This is a genomic window from Croceivirga sp. ABH4_376 (assembly GCF_056160685.1).
On sequence record NZ_JBSWXQ010000006.1, the window covers coordinates 92,271 to 112,911 of the forward strand.

Genomic DNA, 20,641 nt, shown 5'->3' on the forward strand with positions numbered 1-20,641 from the left:
TAGGATAAAGTGATTATATAACGTGTTATAGGAATAATAAATAGAAATAATTCCTGTAATAAGTGTTTATAGGAGGAAAAAGCATTAAATTTCATTGATTGTAAAGAGTAAATCAGGAATGTATGCAATTAGATGCTATAGATAGACAGATATTGAAACTCTTAGAGGAAGATGGGAAAATGGTAGCCAAGACCATTGCGGAGCAATTGGGACTTACCAAAACCCCCGTTTATGACCGTATTAGACGTTTAGAGAAAGAGGGATTTATAAAAGGATATGCAGCTATTCTGGATAAGGATAAGATAGCGGATAGTATAACCGTATTCAGTTTTGTGTCTTTAGAGGTGCAAAAAGCTGATTTGATGGACCAATTTATTGCCCGTATCCAAGATTTTCCGGAGGTAGTAGAATGTTTTGTGGTAGGTGGGGAGTTTGATTTTCTATTAAAAGTTATAGTGAAAGATTTAGATTCCTACTACACTTTTGCAAAACAACGCGTGGCCACCTTGCCAAACATAGGTTCTGTAAAGAGTGCTTTTGGACTCAAAGAAGCAAAAAAAGATAATCGGTTTCCGTTACTGTGATAAAATGGCTGGGCTATAAAAGGATAAAACTATTGAAGTTTGATTTTTTGTTTTTTACCTATAATAAAATAAAGCACGGCTCCAAAAAAGTTAAAAAATAAAACCACAAGAATCCAAATTATCTTGTTGTTTCCTTCAAACCTATTTCTTAAAATATCAACTAAAGCAATTAAAGTCGGTATAACTCCTAATAGACAAATTAGTATCAAAACAATCTGCCATGGACCTATCATTCCTAAAAAGTTAGTAGAAAGCATACCTAATATTTTAACGGTTAAGTGTAAATATATAAAAATCTAAGTTTGTGGTAATAAAAAAGCGAAGCACCTACCTATAACCGTACTGATGAACACTCAAACTTGCGGTAGATGCTTCGCCTAACTATAGTATTTGCTAATTACTTGGCTGCTATTGTCTGCATAGGCGGATATTCTTTTAGAATTTGAGCTACAAACTCACGAATACGCTCTTCTTTCTTGGCTATATCTTTGGTATTATTCAAGGTGCCAACACCGCGTCCTTGCCATACCAATTCTTTGTCTTTGGCATCTATAAGGTCTATGTATAAAGAACCTTCCGTACGGGCGCTAACATTGGGTCCAAAACCACCACCCCAGCCCCAGCCCCAACCGGGACCCCAAGCCCAAGGATTGTAAAAGCCACCCCAGCCCCAGCCAACGTTGTTGTAGACATCTACACGCTCACGCTCTTTGGTAAAAATACTTACCAAAATATCTGGGTCCTGAGACTTTACAAAACCTCTATTGGCCATTTCAGTTTCAATGGCTTTTAAAATTCGTTTTTTGTCCAAATCAGAAATCTGTGCTTTGTCAATTCCTGTTTTATAAAACGCATAACTTTTATATTCTTTAAAATCGGCCTGTCTATCATAGTCCGTAATTACGTTTACGGTGGCACAAGAACTTAAGAAAACTACAGCAAGGAGGGGTAAGGCTATCCACTTAAAATTTTTCATATCAATTTTTTTATAATGTTAAAAATGAGCTCGCTAACTTCTAAATAAGCATCAATTATTATGCCGAAATTAGAGCTACTCTTGCTTGTTGGTCTTTTTATTATAGCCGTAAGGGCAATGCCTACAACCACTTTCGCAACAATAACCTCTTTTAAGGTGGTATTGTGCTGTAAACACCTTATAACCTTCTGGACTCAAATAAAAATCACCTTCTTCTAAAGGTAGTATTTTACGCATGGATAGTAACTTGCTTTAATTCAAAATTAACTGGGGATTTTCAGTTTTTAAAATGTTTTAACGCATTTATCGAAATTAAGCCGTTGTTAAACCGGGAAAATGATTTCATTGATAATTAAAAATTATATTTGAATGGATTAGGTGAAACGTAGTCTGAATTTTTGCTGTAATGATATTGGTATTTCGACACTTTTTTAGAAAAAACTATGTAGGTCTTACGCTTTGGCCCTTCATTATAGTTAAAGAAGATAGTTACAAAGAAGACACGGTTTTAATTAATCATGAACGTATTCATTTACGGCAACAAAAGGAACTTTTGGTTCTCTTTTTTTACCTCTGGTATGTCATGGAATGGCTGTTAAGAACAGTGTTGTATTTAGATAGTTACCGCGCTTACCAAAATATTAGTTTTGAGCGCGAAGCTTATGCAAAAGAGAACGATTTAGGGTATCTTGCAAGACGAAAACCCTATAGCTTTATCAATTTTCTTTTTCGTCCGTAAACTTGTCTTCTTACAATCAGCAAATACAACATCCACTTTTAGAACAACAGCAAGTAGCTCTTTGGGTAAAGCGAGAAGACTTGCTACACCCCATTATTAGTGGCAACAAGTTTAGAAAACTCAAATACAACATTAAGGCAGCTTTGGCCCAAAGCCAACAAACGGTACTTACTTTTGGTGGGGCTTACAGCAATCATATCGTAGCAACCGCTTGTGCAGCAAAAGAGGTAGGATTAAAAGCTGTTGGGGTTATTAGGGGCGAAGAATTAAAAGAAAAATGGGAGGACAATCCTACTTTGGTGCAAGCCGCATCTTATGGTATGCAATTTTTATTTGTTACCCGGGAGGTATATCGTCTTAAAAACGAAGCCAAGTATCTTGCAGAATTAGAAAAAGAATTTGGTGCTTTTTACCTTATTCCAGAAGGCGGTACAAATGCCTTAGCTGTAAAGGGTTGTGAAGAGATTTTAACAGCAGAAGACAAGGATTTTGATGTGGTTGCTTGTGCTGTGGGAACAGGAGGTACCGTGGCGGGTATCATCAATAGTTTAACAGAAAAGCAACAGGTTTTGGCATATCCGGCACTAAAGGGCGATTTTCTAAAAGCTGAAATTGATAAATTTGCAACCAATAAACAGTGGCAATTGGTAACCGACTATCATTTTGGGGGTTATGCTAAAGTGACGGAACCTTTGATACGGTTTATCAACGAGTTTAAACGAGACACGGGGATTCCCTTAGACCCAATTTATACGGGTAAGATGCTATTTGGACTATGGCAAGCCATTGGCCAAGGCAATTTTGCTAAAGGCACAAAAATTTTGGCCATCCATACGGGTGGTTTGCAGGGAATAAAAGGGATGAACCAACAATTAATACGGAAAAAATTACCGGTATTGGATTTATGATAAGAAAATGGATTGCCCTAATTACGGTGGTGTTACTTTTGGCCAGCTGTGGTGCTAAGAAAAAAAGGACTACTTCCAGACCTAGTAACGCTAAAACTACAAGTGCACAAAGGGGTGTTTACAAACCTAATAATGGGTTAGAAGGAACTAAGTTCAATAAATCAGAATTATACCCACTACCAGAAGACCCAGGTTATTTTAAAAAATTCCCCGTGGCAAATACTACGGAATATATTGCCGAGTTTCATGAAATGGCACAGTACGAGATGCGTGCGTTTGGTATACCAGCCAGTATTACCTTAGCTCAAGGGATTTTAGAAAGTGGGTCTGGTAAAGGTGAATTAACGCTTAAGACCAATAACCATTTTGGGATAAAATGCCACACGGGCTGGCAGGGCGAGTTCGATTTTCATGATGATGATGCCAAAGGGGAATGTTTTAGAAAATACAATCACCCCATGTTCAGTTTTAGGGACCATAGTATTTTTCTAGCATCGCGTTCGCGGTATCGTTTTCTTTTTAATTATGCTAAGGACGATTATAAAAAATGGGCGTACGGACTTAAAAAAGCGGGTTATGCAACCGATCCTAAATACCCAAACAAATTAATCTACCTTATAGACAAATACAACTTACACCAGTATGATGAAGAAGTGGTAGAAAATGGTTTGGAAACGGTTAGAAAACCTAAAAAGTACGATGTTTTTACCCATGTGGTAACTAAAGGCGATACTCTATATGCATTATCTAGAACTTATGCTATAAGCGTAGACGAATTAATGCGATTGAATAACCTTAAAGATACTACCTTGTCTATTGGGCAAGTATTAAATATTAGAAAGGCGAGAGCCAATTAATAGCAAAACAAAATTACATGCGTTACCAAAGAAGCAGTGCATTATTTACCGAAGCAAAAAAATACATTCCAGGCGGTGTAAATTCCCCCGTAAGGGCATTTAAAGCGGTAGGCGGAGAACCTATTTTTATAAAACACGCTAAAGGTGCTTACCTAACAGATGAAGATGACAATCAATATATAGATTACATAGCCTCTTGGGGACCTTTGTTATTTGGCCATGCTCATGAACCGGTGCTCAATGCGGTTATAGAAAAAGCCAAAAAAGGAACTTCTTTTGGCATTCCAACAGAAATTGAAACCAAATTGGCGCAGTTAGCTGTAAAAATGGTACCGAACATTGACAAGATTCGTTTTGTTAATTCCGGTACAGAAGCATGTATGAGTGCGGTGCGTTTGGCTAGAGGATATACTGGTAGGGATAAGATTATAAAATTTGCTGGGTGCTATCATGGTCACTCAGATTCGTTTTTAATACAAGCGGGTAGTGGAGCGGTAACTTTTGGTAGTCCAAACAGTCCTGGTGTTACCCAAGGAACCGCAAAAGATACCTTGTTGGCCAATTATAACGATTTGGCAGGGGTAAAACAGTTGGTAGCAGCTAACAAAGGAGAAATCGCAGCCATTATTTTAGAACCAGTAGCGGGGAATATGGGGTGTATAATTCCTAAGGACGAATTTATCCATGGCTTGCGTGAGCTGTGCACTAAAGAAGGTATTTTATTGTTGTTTGATGAGGTAATGACTGGTTTTAGATTGGCAACTGGTGGTGCGCAAGAAGCTTTAGGTATAGATGCGGATATTGTAATGTTTGGTAAAGTTATTGGAGGTGGTTTGCCTGTAGGCGCTTTCGCGGCACGTGCAGAGATTATGGCTCACTTAGCTCCAGAAGGTCCCGTATACCAAGCAGGGACGTTGAGTGGTAACCCTTTAGCTATGAGTGCAGGTTTAGCCATGCTAACAGAGATAGACGAAAAACCAGAAGTGTTTACCAGCTTGGCAGATAAAACGGAATACCTACATAAAGGAATAGCGTCTGTATTGACAAAACGAGGTATTACGCACCAAATAAATAGATTTGGTAGTATGATTTCAGTTCATTTTTGTGAGGTACCGGTTACAGATTTTGCTTCTTCTGCCTTAGGGAATAACGATTATTTTAAAGCGTATTTTCATGGCATGTTAGACCAAGGAATCTATTTGCCACCTTCTGCGTTTGAAAGCTATTTTTTAAACGATGCTATTTCTTATCAGGATTTGGATAAAACAATAGAGGCGGTAGAAAAATGTAAGCTTTAAAAACTTTATACCATAAAATAGAAAAGCCTGCTTTTAGCAGGCTTTTGCGTTTGTGTTTAAGTTTATTAAGGTAGTACCCCCAATTGTGCTACCAGAATAATTTGTGGTTAATGTTAACACGTTGCAAATTAATTCCTTATTTCCATTAGGTGTTGTAGAAAAACCACAAAAAAACTATGGTTTTTGTTTGTGTCTGTGTTTTTTATCGAAAATAATCGCATTTGTGATATTTCTTTAGGACAATTGGACTATAAAATAAGTATAGCCCAGACCACATAGAATAGCCAAGCCAAAACTCAGTAGGGTTCCTATAAGAACATATTCTGTAAGTTTTCTGTTGTTCCCTTTGTTTAAGTCCCCAAACCTGAAGACAGATTTGGCGGCAATCAGCAGCCCAATAGCTGCCCATTGATTGGCAATAATAAAGCCAAAAACAAACAATCTTTCCAAAACGCCAATATACATTCCTGCATTTGGTAGTGGTTCTCCCTGTGTAGGTTGTTCTGGTTTATCTTCTTCTAAGTCTAGTAGTTTTATATAGGGCGTAAGAAATAATTTTATAAGTATTGCAGAAACAAAAGTGGTAAGGACTAGGAACAATAACAACAGATAAAATTGTACGTTAAAATAGTTAGACCAAGATATAGCGAATGGTTCTATTAGGTAGTAAACTAGAAGTATAATCAAGAGGTGTGCTAATTGATCAATAACAAATAACACACTGTTATTTTTTGGAGTACTAAATGCAAGTTTTGCCCAATCTATGAGAAAATGTGTTATACCAATAAAAACCACGGCCCAAATGTGGTTTAACCCTAAAAATAAAAGCAATAAGATAACATGAACGCTAATATGGGCGTACAAGTATTTGGATTTGACTTTATATTTTTCTTTATGAAGTACCCATTTTTTGGGTTGTAAAACAAAATCTCCTATGAAATGAGCTGCTAATAGTTTAAATAGTAAAAGTATCATTGTTGGTTATTTTTTTTTCATAATACTGTAGTAACTGACTTATTTCGTCAAATCCGGCTCGTAATAGCGCTTCACTAATTGTGCTTTGGGATTTGCCCAATTTTTTAGCTAAATCTTTTTGTTGCGCAAAGGGGTTTTTTAGCGCCACCATAACTGTCTGTGCAGTGGCGGGTTGCCAATTATCCATAGTTAATAGGCTCAGTTTTAGCATTAAGTTGAGTGTTTCGTTTTGTTCAGGATCTGCTGTATTAATAACTAAAGTTTGCTTTTTCATCTTATGGAATGCCTCTCCTGAACGTATAAAGGCATCGCCGTTAGATTCCGTAATTTTTTCGGCATTATAATCTTTTTGTCCAATTCCTATGGAAATTCTAACGTCTAAGTTTTTATGTTGCTTAAGGGCAGCTTTAATTAGAATAGCGGTTTGTAATGCTTTTGCCGGTTTAATCTCTAATTGAAAACTATCTCCACGGTAAATTTCCCATTGTTTTGGAGTTTGCCCGTACAGATTTAGAATAGCTTTTAATTGGATTAACCATTCTTGAGTAGCTACAGACCTAGAATTGATGATATCTCCTGTTAAAATTGCTATGGTATTATTCATACTATAAATATCGTATAAAAATACGATATTTTTACATATCGTTTAAATAAACGAAAAAATATATTATCGTTTAAAAAGACGATATATATGAAAAGTAAATTTATATAAAAAGAAAATCCCTTGCATTTACTTAAAAATACAAGGGATAAAACATCAACAAAAAAACATTATCTACTATGTCGTTCGCCTTCTCTCATCTTTTTATGCTTTTTACCGCCGCGATGTCTTCTTATTTTTTTCCAATTTTCAAATTGTTCTTCAGATAGTATTTTTTTAACTTCTTTTTGAAAAGCTATTTTTTGGTCTAGTCTAGCATTTTGCATAGCATAAAGCTCCTCTTCTGTTAGACTTGCTCTGTCCTCTTCCTCTCTAGACTTGCGTAACGTATGCTGTTGTTCCCTAAGTTTTGCTTGTTCTAAATGCAAACTCATGAATTGTTCAGCCTGTTTATCTGAAAGGTCTAGCACTAAGGTTAACCGTTTTGTTTGTAAAGTGGCAATTTGTTCTGGGGTATAGTTTTTTCGCTTCTCTTTATTCCCATCTTTATGTCTGGGTTGTGCAAATACAAAAGTTCCTGTAACAAGAAACGCAACTAAAAATGTTCTTAACTTCCTCATCATTATAATAGTTTTGATTTACTATTAAGACGATGTATTGTATAAAAGGTTTAACCGAAATATTAAATTTGGAATACTTTAACTAAAGAAAATTAATCTACTTCTTTCTCAAAAGTTTCGGCATCTAATTCTGCTTGCGGTAAATCTTCTATTTGCGTTTCAACTACGGTAGAAGTGGTTATGGTTTCTTGGAAAGTATCTTGTTGTTCAAGATTATAATACATAACGGCTGCTGCTACAAAACCAGCAAAGTACAGTAAGCTTTTAATTTTATACGCTTTCATTTGTAAGAATTTGGGACTTCTAAAGTAATAAAAGGTTCTGCTCCAAATTCAAATTTGTTGTGAATGGCAATTTCCTGTAGGTGAAGTGTAAAAAACTATAGACAAAAAAAAGACCTGTAAGAAAAACAGGCCTTTTTGTGTAAGTTTTATAATTGACTAGTTGCCGGGGTCTAGTATTTGCTCAATACGGAACAAAGCATCCTGGTAATGATATCTAGACATTTGGTCATTAGTTCTTGCCAAACCATTTCTGATATCCCTTTTAAGGTTATTTAATTCACCCCTAGCTACCGATCTAATATCTGATTGACTAGTATTTACAGCAGTAGATTTACGGTAACCTCCAAAATCTGGAAGCTTTCTTTGGTTTTCGGCTGTCATTAAATATGCCAACTGATCAATATGTGCTTTTTGTAAATTTCTACGATAGGTGTCTAGCGTTTTACCCGTTCTGGTTTCTGACCAAAGTCCTTTTCTTAGGTCAGACATTATAGCTGTAATAGTATAAGCTTCTTTGCCATTTAATGCTTCATTTTCTATAGCTCTGGCAAGTTTTCCTAACCCTAAAACAGTTTTTAGCCTGCTTTCTTGTAATGCTCTTATACGTTCAACAGCTCCAGAATATTGTGTTCTTCTAATAATGTTTTCGTCTAGCATCCATTCAGGTGTCGTAAATAACTCATCCTGCAGAAAGTCCATACATTTTTTTTGATGTTCTTTGGGAACATGAATATAAACGGCACCTTCTTGGTCCGCTGTTTTATGGTATTCGTATACACCACCAATATTATTGGCAACATGGCCGGTATATCTATTAAACTGTGCTAATACTTGACCATACATGGTTTCCAACTCATCATAATTTTCACCTTCTTTGGTAGTCCATTTAATTAGGTTTGGTACTATACGCTTAAGATTTGCAATACCATAAAGGCTAGCCTTTACTGCATCATCTCCTAAATCTTCGGTTTGGGAACTTGGGTCATGAATATCTCCTACTTGTTGGTGCCCAAAACGATATAAAGGGTCTCCGTCGTGCGCTAAAATCCATTGGTTCAAAACTGGTTTTTCTTCTTCAGCAGTTTTATCCAATATAGGGCGATAACCCCATTCAATTGCGTATTTGTCATAAACCCCAATATCTGGCATAAGCGCAACACCCTCATCACCCGGTTGCGCTATATAATTAAAACGCGCATAATCCATAATGGAAGGAGCTGTGCCGAATTTTTTAGTAAACGAAGCAGAACGTAATGAGTCTACCGGATAGGCAACACTACTACCCATGTTATGGGGTAGCCCTAATGTGTGGCCAACCTCATGTGAGGAAACAAAACGAATTAGGCGACCCATAATTTCGTCTTTAAACTCAGTTGATTGTGCTTCAGGATTAATTGCGGCAGTCTGTACAAAATACCAATTGCGTAACAATGTCATCACGTTGTGGTACCAATTGATGTCAGACTCTAAAATTTCTCCACTTCTAGGGTCGCTAACGTGTGGTCCGTTTGCATTGGGTATAGGTGAAGCTAAATATCTTACAACGGAATATCTAACGTCTTCTGGGCTCCATTCTGGGTCTTCTTCTTTAGAAGGTGGGTCTTTGGCAATAATGGCATCTTTAAAACCAGCGGCTTCAAAAGCTACTTGCCAATCTTCTATACCTTGTTTTATAAAAGGAATCCATTTTTTTGGTGTAGCCCTATCTATATAATAAACAATCTGTTTTTTAGGTACTACCAATTCTCCCTTTTTAAATTTTTCTATGTCCTCATCTTTAACTTCTAAGCGCCATCTGTCTAGGTAGGTAATTGTTTTACTTTTTTGCGCGTCTAGGCCATAGTCTACCTGTCCGCGGGCAAACCAACCAACTCTTTCATCAAAATACCTACGTTTCATTGGTTCTTTAGGTAAAAGAATCATAGAGTTGTTTATTTCCAAAGAAATAGAACCAAGGCTAGAGTTACTAGGAGCACTACTTGCAAAATAAGTTTTAACGTGCCTTGCCTCTATGTTTAACGGATAACTTTTTACACTCTCTATATAGCTTCTGTCGCCATCTAGTCTACTTACCTTGTATCTTTTTCTGTAACCGGACGGTAGCCCTAGGGCATTTACATCTTTGGTAAACAAAGGATCTATCTCTATGACCGTAGCTTGGTTTATAGAATCCTTTTTGTTAAAAGCTTTAATATCAAAGGAGTAAAGTACAGGTTCAAAATTGGAGTTTACTACAGCTTCGTGGATAGGTAAAGAATCAGCTGCAAAATTTTCATAAGAAACAACTCGTAATAATACTTTTTTAGGCTTTTTTTCCCAACGCATTACCTGGGTGTTGATTTTTCCACCGCCAAAACCAATTCCGGTAGCGGTTTTAGAAATTCTACTTACCATAAGCATTTCCCTATTAAATAGAGAATCTGGAATTTCGTAATAATGCTTGTCATCTAAAGTATGTACTTTAAACAAGCCATCATCTGTTTTAGCTTCTTTAGTAATTACCTTGGAATAAGGTTGAATGTCTCCCTTTTTAGGTTTAGGAGCAGAATTTTGTTCTGTTTTTTTCTTCTTTTTTTTAAATAATTGTGCTGAGGAAGGGGTTACAAGCCCCATACACAAGACCAAAAGCAATGCTTTTGGAAGTAATTTTTGAATCATTTTAGTCACTTTGGATTAGTCAATACTTTCAAAGAACCTAAAAATTAATTCGTAATGGTGTTAAAAGAATATTAATGCTGATTATTTTAAGTTTATTGTCTAACCATTGGGAGTCCTGCCTTTTACTGGTATTATGGCTTGTATGCTGCACTATTGTTGGGATAAGATACATATTGAAAAAATGTTAAAACGAAAATATTGCTGTAACAAAACTCAAAAACCGCGGTCTTATTTGCAAAGACATCAATCATCAAATCAATCAAAAAATGTTCAAATTAGTAATGATTTATGGAGCGCTATTTTTAGGAAATAGTCCCATGCCAGAGACACAGAAAGCAGAAAATTTTGAAATTCTTAAAAATGAGGTTTTGGTTCAAGACCAACTAGCTTCTTTGCAAGAAAAACATCAAGATTTAGTGGTAAGTACCTTGTATACTGAGCCAATTGCTGAAGATAAAACTACCTATTTAAACGTAGAGGATATTGAATATATAGACCTAGAGGACTTGGAAGAATTAGATTTTAATACTAAAGATTATCTTCCGGAAAACTTTGACCCTTACAAATACTATGCAAATTTAAAGGACGTAGTATATGAAGAAATAGAGGAGGAGAATGACTTGGGATTTGACACAAAGGACTACTTGCCTTCTAACTTTGATGCCTATGCGGCGCCAGCAAATATTATGAGTGTTAGTTACACTGAAATAGAAGAGGAGATAGATTTTGACTCCAAAAAGCATTTGCCAGAAGGTTTTAATCCATATAGCTTTTATTTTGATATCAGCAGTGTTAATTACATAGAAATAGAATCTTTGGACGAAGAGGAACTGGGTTTCGAAACCGCTGATTATTTGCCAGAAAATTTTGACCCCTACAGCGTGGGTAACGTGTTACAGAATGTAAATTATATAGATATTAAGGATATGGAGAGCGTACATACAGATCAATCTTTATTGCCTGTTAATTTTAATGCATTCGCAAAATAAAGAAAAGATAAGGTGTTTCATTTTATCAAATTTTGAGTTAGTTAGTTGAAAAAGCCCAATTATTGAATTGGGCTTTTTTATTGTAGTTCATCGAAAAAAAAGACCCTTTTATCTAACCACTTGGGATTTTTACTATTTTGACAACAAATAGAAATGGATTGACCACTTTTTTTTGTGCAGTCTTTACTTCTATCTCAAATTTGTTTTACCAAATCTTTATACCATGAAATTCGCAAAGTACCTTTTAGTTTTTACAAGTTTAGTTGCCACTATGGGTAGCTTAAACGCACAGGAAGTAAGTAATAGAGAAATTATTGCATTACTAGAATTAAAAGCTAAAACTAACGGGGAAAATTGGACTCACAAATGGGATCAAACAAAACCAGTTCGTACTTGGTACGGAGTTACGGTAGAGGACGGCAAGGTTGTAGGTCTAGAACTTTCTAACAATAATCTTGTGGGTAATTTACCGCTAACAATTGGTAACTTAAGAAATTTGAAAGTGTTGGATTTGTCCAACAATAAACTAGAAGGTAGAATTCCGGTAGAGTTAAGAAAGTTTGATCATCTTATGGTTGCGGATTTAAGTGGTAATCGTTTTAAAGGTAAAATCCCGTCAACTATTAATAGATTAAAAAGTTTAAAGGAATTTAATTTGGCCAACAACCAACTAAGCGGTGAACTTCCAAAGTCTTTGACTGAATTGAAACAATTGGAAAATTTGGTTTTAACTAACAATAAGTTAGAAGGGAAAATGCCTTTAGGTATGGAACAACTAAAGAATCTTAAAGGACTCTACCTAGCCAATAACAGTTTTGATGATTTAAATAATCTAAAAACACTTGCTAGTCAACAAATTATTTTAACCGATGTGGCCATAGAAAAAAATGGCTTTAAGAAAATAGATTTTTCAAAGACAGAAACTGGAGCTGCAAAACTTAAGTTTTCTGACTTTAAATAAAGAATAGATTTGAATTAGGTATATGAAGGCTCTGGTTGTCCAGAGCTTTTTTTATTAAAATAGAATAGGCACCACAAACTGAAAAACTAGGATTAATAAGCCTACCGCTATTAAGTTTAGCAACACCCCAACTTTAGCCATCTGAGAAACTTTTACGTGACCACTTGCAAATACAATTGCGTTAGGTGGAGTAGCCATAGGTAACATAAACGCACAACTACTGGCAATAGTTACGGGTATTAACAAATGTAAAACAGGAATCTCTAAACCTATGGCAATACCTGCAACTACGGGAGCCAAAACAGCAACTAAAGCCACATTGCTCATCACCTCTGTCATAAAAAGCATTAATAATATTAAAAAGGAGGCCATTAGTAGAATGCTAATGTCGCTAGTTGCAATATAGTTGGCAACCAAGTCTACAATTCCGCTCACAGACATGCCTTTAGCTAAAGCCAATCCTCCCCCAAATAGTATTAAGATACCCCATGCTAATTTAGAGGTGTCTTGCCATTGAATAATAAAATCTGCTTTTTTGGTATTGTAGGGTATAGCGAACAAAGCCAAGGCAGCAAAAATACTTATCATGGTATCCGATAAACCCAAATTTGGAAAAATTGAATTAATCAAGGTTCGGAATATCCATAAAAACACAGTGATTCCAAAGATAATTAGTACTTGTTTTTCCTTTCCAGACATGGGGCCAAGTTTGTTCAGTTCGTTTTGGATTACTGAGGTAGACGCATTAAAAGAAAGCCCCCTTGTTGGAAACATTAATTTCACCAGGACCATATAGGTAATACCTATCATGATTATGGAAAACGGTAAACCCATAATCATCCATTTTAGAAAAGATATTTGAATGTTATATTCGTTTTCTAACAAGCCTATCATAACAGAATTAGGAGGTGTTCCTATTACCGTTGCAACGCCGCCGGCATTGGCAGAAAAAGCGATGCCCAACATAACGCTAAGCGCAAAATTCTTATCCTTTTTGGTAAAACCGTCCGCATCATGAATTAATAAATTAATTACGGACAGTGCTATGGGTAGCATTACTACGGTACTCGCGGTGTTACTAATCCACATGCTTAAAGTGGCAGTTGCAATCATAAAGCCTAGGACAACTTTGTTGGGCGTTGTTCCGGTTATTCGTATAATATTAAGAGCTATACGTCTGTGCAAATTCACTTTTTCTAAAGCAAGAGCCATTACAAAACCCCCAAAAAATAGAAATACAATTGGACTGCCATAGTTGGCCCCAACTTCTGCTATAGGTAAAATATCCAGTAATGGAAAAAGAAGCAAAGGCAGTAGGGCGGTCACTGAAATTGAGGTAGCCTCGGTTATCCACCAAACAAGCATCCAAAGAGCAACCGCTATTACGGCATCACCTTTAGGGTTCACTAAATCAAAAGGTAAAAGGAGTACGGCTAAAAATAGTAAAGGCGCTATGATAAGTCCTAATCGTTTACTTAAATCCATAGTTGGTGGTATAAGTCCCCTAAACTAGTTTTTTTCTCTTTCTTATAAAAGCCTGATTTTTAATAGATGATAGAATCCGAAGGAATGGTAGGTAACTCGTATCCTCCGTAGTCCAAGACGATTTGTCCATCTTTTAAAGATTTCGTTCCGTTCTTATCCACTTTCGTTTCAAATAGATAAACTTTTTCCAAAGTTTTAAAGGAGTTAAAAATATCCGTTGGTTGGTCAAAACTACTACCGGATAAGTTGATGATATGCAGGTGTTCTAAATTTTTTAAAGCCACTATACCATTGCCTGTTAGTGAAGTATTGTCTAGTTTTAGGGTGGAAAGATTAGGGAGTTGTACCAACTTTTCAAAGATGGCATCCGTTACTTGTGTTCCTCCTAAATCGAGTTGGGCGATCTGTTGTCTAATGGGGATTAATTTTTCAAAATCTTCATCCTTAAAATCAGGTTTGTTGATGCAGGATACGCTTAAAAAATGGGTAGACTCGCTGATAGGATCAACATAAATTCCGAATTTTTCAATGCTCTGAATACTGTCTTGCGCTGCTTCAAGAACTTCTATTTTCGGATGGCCTTTATAGCTTTTACTAGGAAAAAAGGAGGTGAAAAGGTCCTTTTTTAACCCACTTTCTTTTACGGTTCCTTCAAACGGATGCCCAGCATCCATCCAAGCGGCTATCAATTTAATTTCTTCCTTGGTAGGTTGTTTTTTGCCTTCTGGTGGCATATGGTCATCATCTTCCATGGGCAATACCATACGGGCGTACAGTTCGCTCTCTTCGCTATGCGATGCCAAAACATCTCCGTTATCTCCACCTTTTAGAATACCTTCCTTGGAATGCAACAGCAAGCCACCTTTGTCTTTTTTGGGATTGTGGCAGCTAACGCATTTACTGCTTAAAATAGGTTGAATCACTTCCTCGTAAACGAGGGCTTTTTCCCAGTTTTCTTCGGTGAGTGCCAATTCTTTTTCTTCAATCACCTCATAGCCTAACATAGATTTTACCGCGTTAGGCAAGGGTTCTACCAGATATTCTTCGCCATGGGTAATGTTACCGCCATGGTGCCCAGTAAAGGAAATCAAAATAAAGGCCACAACACTTAAAATAGAAATGGGTGCCTTGGCCAAAAAATTTGCTGCTTTCTTCGGGGCGAGTTTTAGGTACATTGCGAAACAAAAAACAGCGGTTATAATCCCGGACCATAAATGCCATTTTACGGAGTCATAGGAATATCCTTCGCTTTGGTATTGCAAATAGCCAGAAATACAAGCCATTACTGCCGAAATGCCTGCCCAGAAATAAACGAGAGAAATAATTTTTGACCATTCATTCGCTTTTCGGTCATACCATTGCAGAAGCAGCGCCAAAATAATAAACCCAATGGGTAGGTGTACGATTAAGGGGTGCAAGCGCCCGAGTAATTGTTGCATCATTTCCATATACAAACTACTCCAAATTTAAACGTTGTTTTAGGGCTTGCATCATGTACACATTTGCCTTCCATTGGTCCGTAACCGGTAAATGGGAATAGGGCAAAGTGGGCATATAGTTTGGCGGTCCAAATTCGGTTGTTACCGTAAAAGTATCTTGATTTTTCCATTTACTTCGGATTATTTTCTCCCAAATATCTAGATGTCTATCCACTGCTTTTTTCCATTCCGGGGCTTGTGGGTCACTAACTTGGGGTCCTTCTGCATGGCCAACTCTGGCATGAATGTGATGGGTTCTTTTCATCACATCCTCAAGTTCGTCTTCTTGGGTATTCAATAGGGATTCGTGCACCACCATCCAGTGACTAATATCAAGATTCAATTTTAGTTCAGGGATGGCTTTTAAGTATTTCTTGGTATCTACCAAATTAAAACTAAATCTACCTCTATGAGTTTCGTGGTATACGGGTATATTATATTTTTTTGCGGCTTCGTTTGCAGCTTCAATAAAAGCCTTGTTCTGTTCAAAGGAATAAAAATCGTTGCCCGTATGGCAATTGATGTAGGCAGGTTTCCAAGCCGCGATTTTTTCGAAGTTTTTAGTGTAAGTCGCTAAACTTTCTTTGAATGATATGGACTTATTGGTGCCGTTTAGAAAACCAACCTGCAGACCATGTTTTTCTAAAGCGGATTTCAACTCTTTTTGGTCTTTTTCGTTCTTAGGAAACCAAGTTTCCAGTCCGTCATAACCAGAAGCTTTGGTTTTTTCGCAAAAGGCATCCCAAGAAATGGAACGACCCCAATCCGTTTGAAAAAAAAGTACTTTTTTTGTGGACTGTGCCATACCCAAAAGGGTAAAAAACGAGAGTGCAAAAGCTGTCAAAATCTTTTTAAGTATCATGTTTTGGTTGGTTTGCTTATTGGTCTATGCCAGTATTTCTTTAATAATTTTGCCCTCTACATCGGTCAATCTAAAGGGTCTGCCTTGAAAATCAAAAGTAAATTCTTCATGGTTAAAACCGAGTAAATGTAGAATGGTGGCATGTACATCGTGCACGGAGACCCTGCCTTCTATTCCAGAAAACCCAATATCGTCCGTAGCACCGTGCGAAGCACCTTTTTTAATGCCTCCGCCGGCCATCCACATCGTAAAAGCATCACCGTGGTGGTCTCTACCTTTGTAGGCCATTTCTTTGTTACCTCTGTTCTCCTGCATTGGCGTACGACCAAATTCGCCTCCCCAAACAATAAGGGTGTCTTCTAAAAGACCTCGTTGCTTTAAATCCATTATTAAAGCCGTCATAGGGCGGTCAATTTCACGACATTTGTTGCGCAATCCCAAATCAATAGAACCTTCACGTACGTTTCCGTGGGTATCCCATCCCCAATCGAATAATTGTACAAAGCGTACTCCATCTTCAACCAATTTTCTGGCCAGTAAACAGTTATTAGCAAACGATTCTTTTCCGGGCTCCACGCCGTACATTTGTTTAATTTGCTCGGGTTCGTTGTTAATGTTCATGACCTCTGGAACCGCAATCTGCATGCGGTAGGCCATTTCATATTGATTAATACGCGCTAAAATTTCAGGGTCAGCGTATTTTGCGTATTCCTCTTTATTGATTTTATTAATGGCATCAATAGCGCTTTTCTTTAGGTTTCGGGAAATTCCGTCCGGGTCATCAATATAAAGCACTGGGTCGCCTTTAGAGCGACATTGCACGCCTTGATAAACGGAGGGTAGAAAGCCGCTTCCCCAAACACTTTTACCGGCATCCGGGGTGTTTCCACCTGAGGTTAACACCACAAAACCGGGTAGATTTTGATTCTCTGAACCCAAACCGTATGTTGCCCAAGCGCCAATGCTAGGCCTGCCCAGTCTTGGACTACCCGTATGCATGAACAATTGTGCGGGACCGTGATTGAACTGATCTGTATGCACCGCTTTTAAAAATGCTACTTCATCAACTACCTTTTTAAAATGCGGTAGAAAGTTGGACACCCAGTTACCTGATTCGCCTTCTTGTTTAAATTCGGCTTGAGGCCCCATTAGCTTGGGCGTTCCCTTGATAAAAGCGAACTTTTTACCTTCCAATAAGGATTGCGGACAATCTTGTCCGTGGTATTTCTGAAGTTGCGGTTTGTAATCGAACATTTCCAGTTGCGAAGGTGCCCCGGCCATGTGCAAGTAGATTACCGATTTTACTTTAGGTCCGTAATGCGGAGCCAAGGTAGCAAGTGGATTCAAATCCCTTTCCGTGAAACTGCTTTGGGCAATTGCTTTTGGTTTTTGCAGCGGATCACAACCCATAAAAATAGAACTCAAGGCCAAACCACCCATGCCTTGGGCGCAACTTTTGATAAAGTGCCTTCTGGTCTTGGCTTGGGTTTCTCTTTCGAGCTTTTCCCGTAATAATCTGTTTACGATATCGGTATGGTGTTTCACTTTTCTAGTTTTAGGCTTTGGTTAAAAATTCATCCAAATTCATAATGGCATTGGCCACAACGGTAAGGGCACTCAGTTCTGGGCTTGGTTGTTCCTCAAAATGTAAAAAGAGTTCGTGCGCCGTAGGGTCCTTTTTAAACGCTGTGAGAGAACTTTCATAAAGCTCCACAAGGGCATTTAGTTTTTGAGCTTCTATTTTGGAAAGGGTTGCTTTTTCGTACGCTGCGCCAATACTTTTTTCAATATCGGCAACATTAAAACTATTTTTTGCCAAATGGTAAGAAGCCTCTAAATACACGGGGTCGTTAAGCGTAACCAGTGCTTGTAAAGGTGTATTGGTTACCGTTCTTCTAATGGTACAGACTTCTCGTGAGCCTGCATCAAAGGTCAGAAAAGAAGGGTAGGGGCTTGTTCGTTTTAAATAGGTGTAAACCCCTCTTCTGTAACGGTCTTCGCCTTTGCTTTCTACCCATTTAGCACCATTGTAAACGGTCTGCCAAACGCCATCAGGTTGTGGTGGCATAACCCCTGGACCGTACATTTTATTACTTAAAATTCCAGCTACGGCCAAAGCTTGGTCTCTAATTTGTTCCGCCCCTAAACGAATTCTAGGTCCACGCGCGTAAAATTCGTTTTCCGGGTCTATTTGATACATTTTCGGACTGCTTTCAGAACTTTGGCGGTACGTTCCGGACATAACGATTTCTTTTATAAGTGCTTTAAGGCTCCAGTTCATTTCGTTCATAAACCGGAGGGAGAGCCAATCTAAAAGTTCCGGATGGGAGGGAGGTTCGGATTGCGAGCCAATATCTTCTACCGTAGATACAATTCCCCGGCCATAAATTTGATGCCATACGCGGTTCACCAAAGTACGGGCCGTTAGCGGATTCTTTTTGTCTACCATCCATTTGGAAAGACCCAATCGGTCATCAGGCCAATCATTGTTCCAGGCATTTAAACTAGCCGGTACACCGGGTTTCACGGTATCGGTCTTGGTAAGCCAACTTCCTCGGTCGAACAACTGCGTCGTTCGCTTCATATACTCCGGGTTTTCGGCCATAATGGGAACGGTAAGCGGGTTTGTGTTCAAGAGTTCTAGGAAGTCTGAATTAATGTTGTTCCACCCAGGTTCATTTTTTCCTGGTATATCAGGAATAAAACCCACCCAATAGAGGTTTAGGATATTTACTTCTTTGGCAACCGAATTGTTTTGTGTTTCAATATAGATATTCGTTTTTTCGGATATCCGTTTAATAGGAAATCGGGAAGTGGTGTTGTTTTTAGCTTTGTTGATCGTAAACTGACCCAGTATAGGGCCGTTGGCGTCTCCTTTTCTAATGGTTATTTTAGTACCATTGTAGTGGGAGCGGTAATTTAGATATACAAAACTAGCTTCTTCCGTATAGGCATTTTCGATAATGGTGCTGCCGTAATCCCAATAAACTACCGAGGCATGGTCATCATATACACTGTTTTTGAACTCCTTAAAGAAATGCGATTTGTAAACGGGTTCTGTAAACTGTAAAAAATCCTTTATTTTTTTGACTCTAGCTTTATCGCCATAATTAGCAATCCAATCAACTACCTTATTCACTTTTTCTTGCTGTTCCGGTGTGTACATTTTTAGAACAGGAGATTCATTAGGAACATCCTCGTCCCTGGTATTATTAAAAAATGCCATTAGGTTATAATACTCCTTATGCACAAAGGGGTCGTAGGGGTGGCTGTGGCACTGAACGCACTCCATGGTGGTGCTCTGCCAAACAGAAAAAGTAGTGTTGATACGGTCCATAACCGCGGCTACCCTAAATTCCTCATCGTCCGTACCGCCTTCATCATTATTCATGGTGTTTCTGTGGAAAGCAGTGGCAATTAGTTGATCAACAGAGGGGTCTGGTAAGAGGTCTCCCGCAAGTTGCTCAATGGTAAATTGATCATAGGGCATGTCTTGATTTAAAGCATCAATGACCCAATCACGATACTTCCATATTTCTCTTCCTCGGTCTTTTTCATACCCTTTGGAGTCGGCATATCGGGCCAAATCTAACCACCAAGTCGCCCATTTTTCCCCGTATGCAGAATCGTTCAATAAAGAATCTATTAAGGATTCGTATGAAATGATACCGGCTTCAAAATCCTGCAATTCTTTCTCTGACGGAGGTAGGCCGATAATATCAAGAGCCGCCCTTCTGGCAATAACGTTCTTGGGAGCCGAACCATTGGGAGTAATTTCTTTATCGTTTAATTTGGCCAAAATGAAATGGTCGATGTCATTTTTGATAAAATCGGACGCATCCTCGGGAACAAAACTGGCCTCCGATGTAATAGAAGGTACCGTAACTTTTTCAGGAAGTGAATATGCCCAATGTTCGCCCCATTCAGCACCTTGGTCTATCCATTTGGTCAACAATTCGATTTCTTCTTCGGGTAATTTTTTTGCTTCATAGGGCATGCGAAGCTCAGGATCATCAGAATGCAACCTTTTTATAAATTCACTTGCCGACGCATTGCCTTTAATGATGGCCGGTTTTCCAGATTCTGTAGCTGCAAAAGCCTCTTCCTGGAATAATACGCTAAACCCTCCACTTTTTTTGACGCCGCCATGGCACGAGATACATCTTTTATTGAGGATGGGTTTTATTTGGGTGCTAAAATCTACACGCTTCTCAGGTTTACACGCAAGGCTTAAAAATGTAAATAGAATTAGATAAAAAATATAGTTTATAGTTTTCAATTATGTAGTATTATCAATTTAATCAGTGTTAGAATCACTATATCTAAACTGATTTAAAATTAATAGGATACTTATTTATAAAACTGG

20 protein-coding genes are annotated in these 20,641 nt (G+C 37.8%); 7 read left to right on the forward strand and 13 right to left on the reverse strand.

Annotation, left to right across the window (positions count from 1 at the left end):
* The first annotated feature begins 122 nt into the window (after positions 1–122).
* Positions 123–584, forward strand: coding sequence for an Lrp/AsnC family transcriptional regulator (locus ACXAGS_RS13135; RefSeq protein ID WP_474907354.1), 462 nt, complete (start codon positions 123–125; stop codon positions 582–584).
* Positions 585–613: 29 nt separating this feature from the next.
* Here ACXAGS_RS13135 and ACXAGS_RS13140 read toward each other — a convergent pair whose 3' ends face one another.
* From ACXAGS_RS13140 to ACXAGS_RS13150, 3 genes are all read right to left on the reverse strand, one after another.
* Complete coding sequence (locus ACXAGS_RS13140) at positions 614–841, reverse strand: PLD nuclease N-terminal domain-containing protein (RefSeq protein WP_474907355.1); 228 nt, start codon at positions 839–841, stop codon at positions 614–616.
* A gap of 140 nt (positions 842–981) precedes the next feature.
* Positions 982–1,560 carry a DUF4136 domain-containing protein gene (locus ACXAGS_RS13145; protein WP_474907357.1) on the reverse strand — a complete coding sequence of 193 codons (579 nt, stop codon included), beginning with the start codon at positions 1,558–1,560 and terminating at the stop codon, positions 982–984.
* A gap of 75 nt (positions 1,561–1,635) precedes the next feature.
* Positions 1,636–1,797, reverse strand: coding sequence for a DUF5522 domain-containing protein (locus tag ACXAGS_RS13150; RefSeq protein WP_474907358.1), 162 nt, complete (start codon positions 1,795–1,797; stop codon positions 1,636–1,638).
* Positions 1,798–1,966: 169 nt separating this feature from the next.
* Here ACXAGS_RS13150 and ACXAGS_RS13155 point away from each other — a divergent pair, with 169 nt between their 5' ends.
* Genes ACXAGS_RS13155 through hemL form a run of 4 tightly spaced genes read left to right on the forward strand, consistent with a single transcriptional unit; the run spans position 1,967 to position 5,362 of the window.
* Entirely contained in the window at positions 1,967–2,299 is a 333-nt protein-coding gene (locus tag ACXAGS_RS13155) for a hypothetical protein (RefSeq protein WP_474907360.1), read from the forward strand.
* Between the two features lie 2 nt (positions 2,300–2,301).
* Positions 2,302–3,207: a 1-aminocyclopropane-1-carboxylate deaminase/D-cysteine desulfhydrase gene (locus ACXAGS_RS13160; protein ID WP_474907362.1), complete on the forward strand. Its 906-nt coding sequence runs from the start codon at positions 2,302–2,304 to the stop codon at positions 3,205–3,207.
* Complete coding sequence (locus ACXAGS_RS13165; RefSeq protein ID WP_474907364.1) at positions 3,204–4,064, forward strand: glucosaminidase domain-containing protein; 861 nt, start codon at positions 3,204–3,206, stop codon at positions 4,062–4,064. Before ACXAGS_RS13160 ends, ACXAGS_RS13165 begins: the two co-directional genes overlap by 4 nt.
* A 17-nt stretch (positions 4,065–4,081) precedes the next feature.
* The gene (gene hemL, locus ACXAGS_RS13170; protein ID WP_474907365.1) at positions 4,082–5,362 is read left to right on the forward strand and encodes a glutamate-1-semialdehyde 2,1-aminomutase; all 1,281 of its coding nucleotides are present in this window, start codon (positions 4,082–4,084) and stop codon (positions 5,360–5,362) included.
* A gap of 234 nt (positions 5,363–5,596) precedes the next feature.
* Here the strand turns inward: hemL and ACXAGS_RS13175 are convergent, their stop codons facing one another.
* The 5 genes from ACXAGS_RS13175 to ACXAGS_RS13195 all read right to left on the reverse strand — a co-directional run bounded on the left by ACXAGS_RS13175 (position 5,597) and on the right by ACXAGS_RS13195 (position 10,500).
* Complete coding sequence (locus ACXAGS_RS13175; RefSeq protein WP_474907367.1) at positions 5,597–6,337, reverse strand: DUF3307 domain-containing protein; 741 nt, start codon at positions 6,335–6,337, stop codon at positions 5,597–5,599.
* Complete coding sequence (locus tag ACXAGS_RS13180) at positions 6,318–6,941, reverse strand: transcriptional regulator (RefSeq protein ID WP_474907369.1); 624 nt, start codon at positions 6,939–6,941, stop codon at positions 6,318–6,320. The genes ACXAGS_RS13175 and ACXAGS_RS13180 overlap by 20 nt, the downstream gene beginning before the upstream one ends.
* Before the next feature lie 167 nt (positions 6,942–7,108).
* On the reverse strand, positions 7,109–7,561 hold the full coding sequence (locus ACXAGS_RS13185) for a hypothetical protein (protein WP_474907371.1): 453 nt from the start codon (positions 7,559–7,561) through the stop codon (positions 7,109–7,111).
* A gap of 89 nt (positions 7,562–7,650) precedes the next feature.
* Positions 7,651–7,842 carry a hypothetical protein gene (locus ACXAGS_RS13190; protein WP_474907373.1) on the reverse strand — a complete coding sequence of 64 codons (192 nt, stop codon included), beginning with the start codon at positions 7,840–7,842 and terminating at the stop codon, positions 7,651–7,653.
* Positions 7,843–7,998: 156 nt separating this feature from the next.
* A complete protein-coding gene (locus ACXAGS_RS13195) occupies positions 7,999–10,500 on the reverse strand; it encodes a zinc-dependent metalloprotease (protein WP_474907375.1) in 2,502 nt (833 codons plus the stop codon).
* Between the two features lie 266 nt (positions 10,501–10,766).
* Between ACXAGS_RS13195 and ACXAGS_RS13200 the strand changes: the two genes are divergently transcribed.
* Positions 10,767–11,489: a hypothetical protein gene (locus ACXAGS_RS13200; protein WP_474907377.1), complete on the forward strand. Its 723-nt coding sequence runs from the start codon at positions 10,767–10,769 to the stop codon at positions 11,487–11,489.
* A 223-nt stretch (positions 11,490–11,712) separates the two neighbouring features.
* Positions 11,713–12,450, forward strand: a complete 738-nt coding sequence (locus tag ACXAGS_RS13205) for a Two component regulator three Y domain protein (protein WP_474907379.1) — start codon at positions 11,713–11,715, stop codon at positions 12,448–12,450.
* A gap of 54 nt (positions 12,451–12,504) precedes the next feature.
* Here ACXAGS_RS13205 and ACXAGS_RS13210 read toward each other — a convergent pair whose 3' ends face one another.
* From ACXAGS_RS13210 to ACXAGS_RS13230, 5 genes are read right to left on the reverse strand one after another with little or no spacing between them, the layout of a single operon-like run.
* Positions 12,505–13,935: an SLC13 family permease gene (locus ACXAGS_RS13210; protein ID WP_474907381.1), complete on the reverse strand. Its 1,431-nt coding sequence runs from the start codon at positions 13,933–13,935 to the stop codon at positions 12,505–12,507.
* 59 nt (positions 13,936–13,994) lie between these two features.
* On the reverse strand, positions 13,995–15,374 hold the full coding sequence (locus ACXAGS_RS13215) for a c-type cytochrome domain-containing protein (RefSeq protein ID WP_474907383.1): 1,380 nt from the start codon (positions 15,372–15,374) through the stop codon (positions 13,995–13,997).
* Between the two features lie 16 nt (positions 15,375–15,390).
* Complete coding sequence (locus tag ACXAGS_RS13220) at positions 15,391–16,275, reverse strand: sugar phosphate isomerase/epimerase family protein (protein ID WP_474907385.1); 885 nt, start codon at positions 16,273–16,275, stop codon at positions 15,391–15,393.
* Between the two features lie 24 nt (positions 16,276–16,299).
* Positions 16,300–17,820, reverse strand: a complete 1,521-nt coding sequence (locus tag ACXAGS_RS13225) for a DUF1501 domain-containing protein (RefSeq protein ID WP_474907387.1) — start codon at positions 17,818–17,820, stop codon at positions 16,300–16,302.
* A 10-nt stretch (positions 17,821–17,830) separates the two neighbouring features.
* The gene (locus ACXAGS_RS13230; protein ID WP_474907389.1) at positions 17,831–20,554 is read right to left on the reverse strand and encodes a PSD1 and planctomycete cytochrome C domain-containing protein; all 2,724 of its coding nucleotides are present in this window, start codon (positions 20,552–20,554) and stop codon (positions 17,831–17,833) included.
* Between the last annotated feature and the right edge of the window lie 87 nt (positions 20,555–20,641).

Bases quoted from the DNA above. Each gene is read 5' to 3' on its own strand.
- ACXAGS_RS13190 (WP_474907373.1), bottom strand. From the start codon at position 7,842: ATGAAAGCGTATAAAATTAAAAGCTTACTGTACTTTGCTGGTTTTGTA.
- hemL (WP_474907365.1), top strand. From the start codon at position 4,082: ATGCGTTACCAAAGAAGCAGTGCATTATTTACCGAAGCAAAAAAATAC.
- ACXAGS_RS13185 (WP_474907371.1), bottom strand. From the start codon at position 7,561: ATGATGAGGAAGTTAAGAACATTTTTAGTTGCGTTTCTTGTTACAGGA.
- ACXAGS_RS13205 (WP_474907379.1), top strand. From the start codon at position 11,713: ATGAAATTCGCAAAGTACCTTTTAGTTTTTACAAGTTTAGTTGCCACT.
- ACXAGS_RS13145 (WP_474907357.1), bottom strand. From the start codon at position 1,560: ATGAAAAATTTTAAGTGGATAGCCTTACCCCTCCTTGCTGTAGTTTTC.
- ACXAGS_RS13175 (WP_474907367.1), bottom strand. From the start codon at position 6,337: ATGATACTTTTACTATTTAAACTATTAGCAGCTCATTTCATAGGAGAT.
- ACXAGS_RS13200 (WP_474907377.1), top strand. From the start codon at position 10,767: ATGTTCAAATTAGTAATGATTTATGGAGCGCTATTTTTAGGAAATAGT.
- ACXAGS_RS13215 (WP_474907383.1), bottom strand. From the start codon at position 15,374: ATGCAACAATTACTCGGGCGCTTGCACCCCTTAATCGTACACCTACCC.
- ACXAGS_RS13135 (WP_474907354.1), top strand. From the start codon at position 123: ATGCAATTAGATGCTATAGATAGACAGATATTGAAACTCTTAGAGGAA.
- ACXAGS_RS13140 (WP_474907355.1), bottom strand. From the start codon at position 841: ATGCTTTCTACTAACTTTTTAGGAATGATAGGTCCATGGCAGATTGTT.
- ACXAGS_RS13155 (WP_474907360.1), top strand. From the start codon at position 1,967: ATGATATTGGTATTTCGACACTTTTTTAGAAAAAACTATGTAGGTCTT.
- ACXAGS_RS13195 (WP_474907375.1), bottom strand. From the start codon at position 10,500: ATGATTCAAAAATTACTTCCAAAAGCATTGCTTTTGGTCTTGTGTATG.
- ACXAGS_RS13210 (WP_474907381.1), bottom strand. From the start codon at position 13,935: ATGGATTTAAGTAAACGATTAGGACTTATCATAGCGCCTTTACTATTT.
- ACXAGS_RS13220 (WP_474907385.1), bottom strand. From the start codon at position 16,275: ATGATACTTAAAAAGATTTTGACAGCTTTTGCACTCTCGTTTTTTACC.
- ACXAGS_RS13180 (WP_474907369.1), bottom strand. From the start codon at position 6,941: ATGAATAATACCATAGCAATTTTAACAGGAGATATCATCAATTCTAGG.
- ACXAGS_RS13165 (WP_474907364.1), top strand. From the start codon at position 3,204: ATGATAAGAAAATGGATTGCCCTAATTACGGTGGTGTTACTTTTGGCC.
- ACXAGS_RS13150 (WP_474907358.1), bottom strand. From the start codon at position 1,797: ATGCGTAAAATACTACCTTTAGAAGAAGGTGATTTTTATTTGAGTCCA.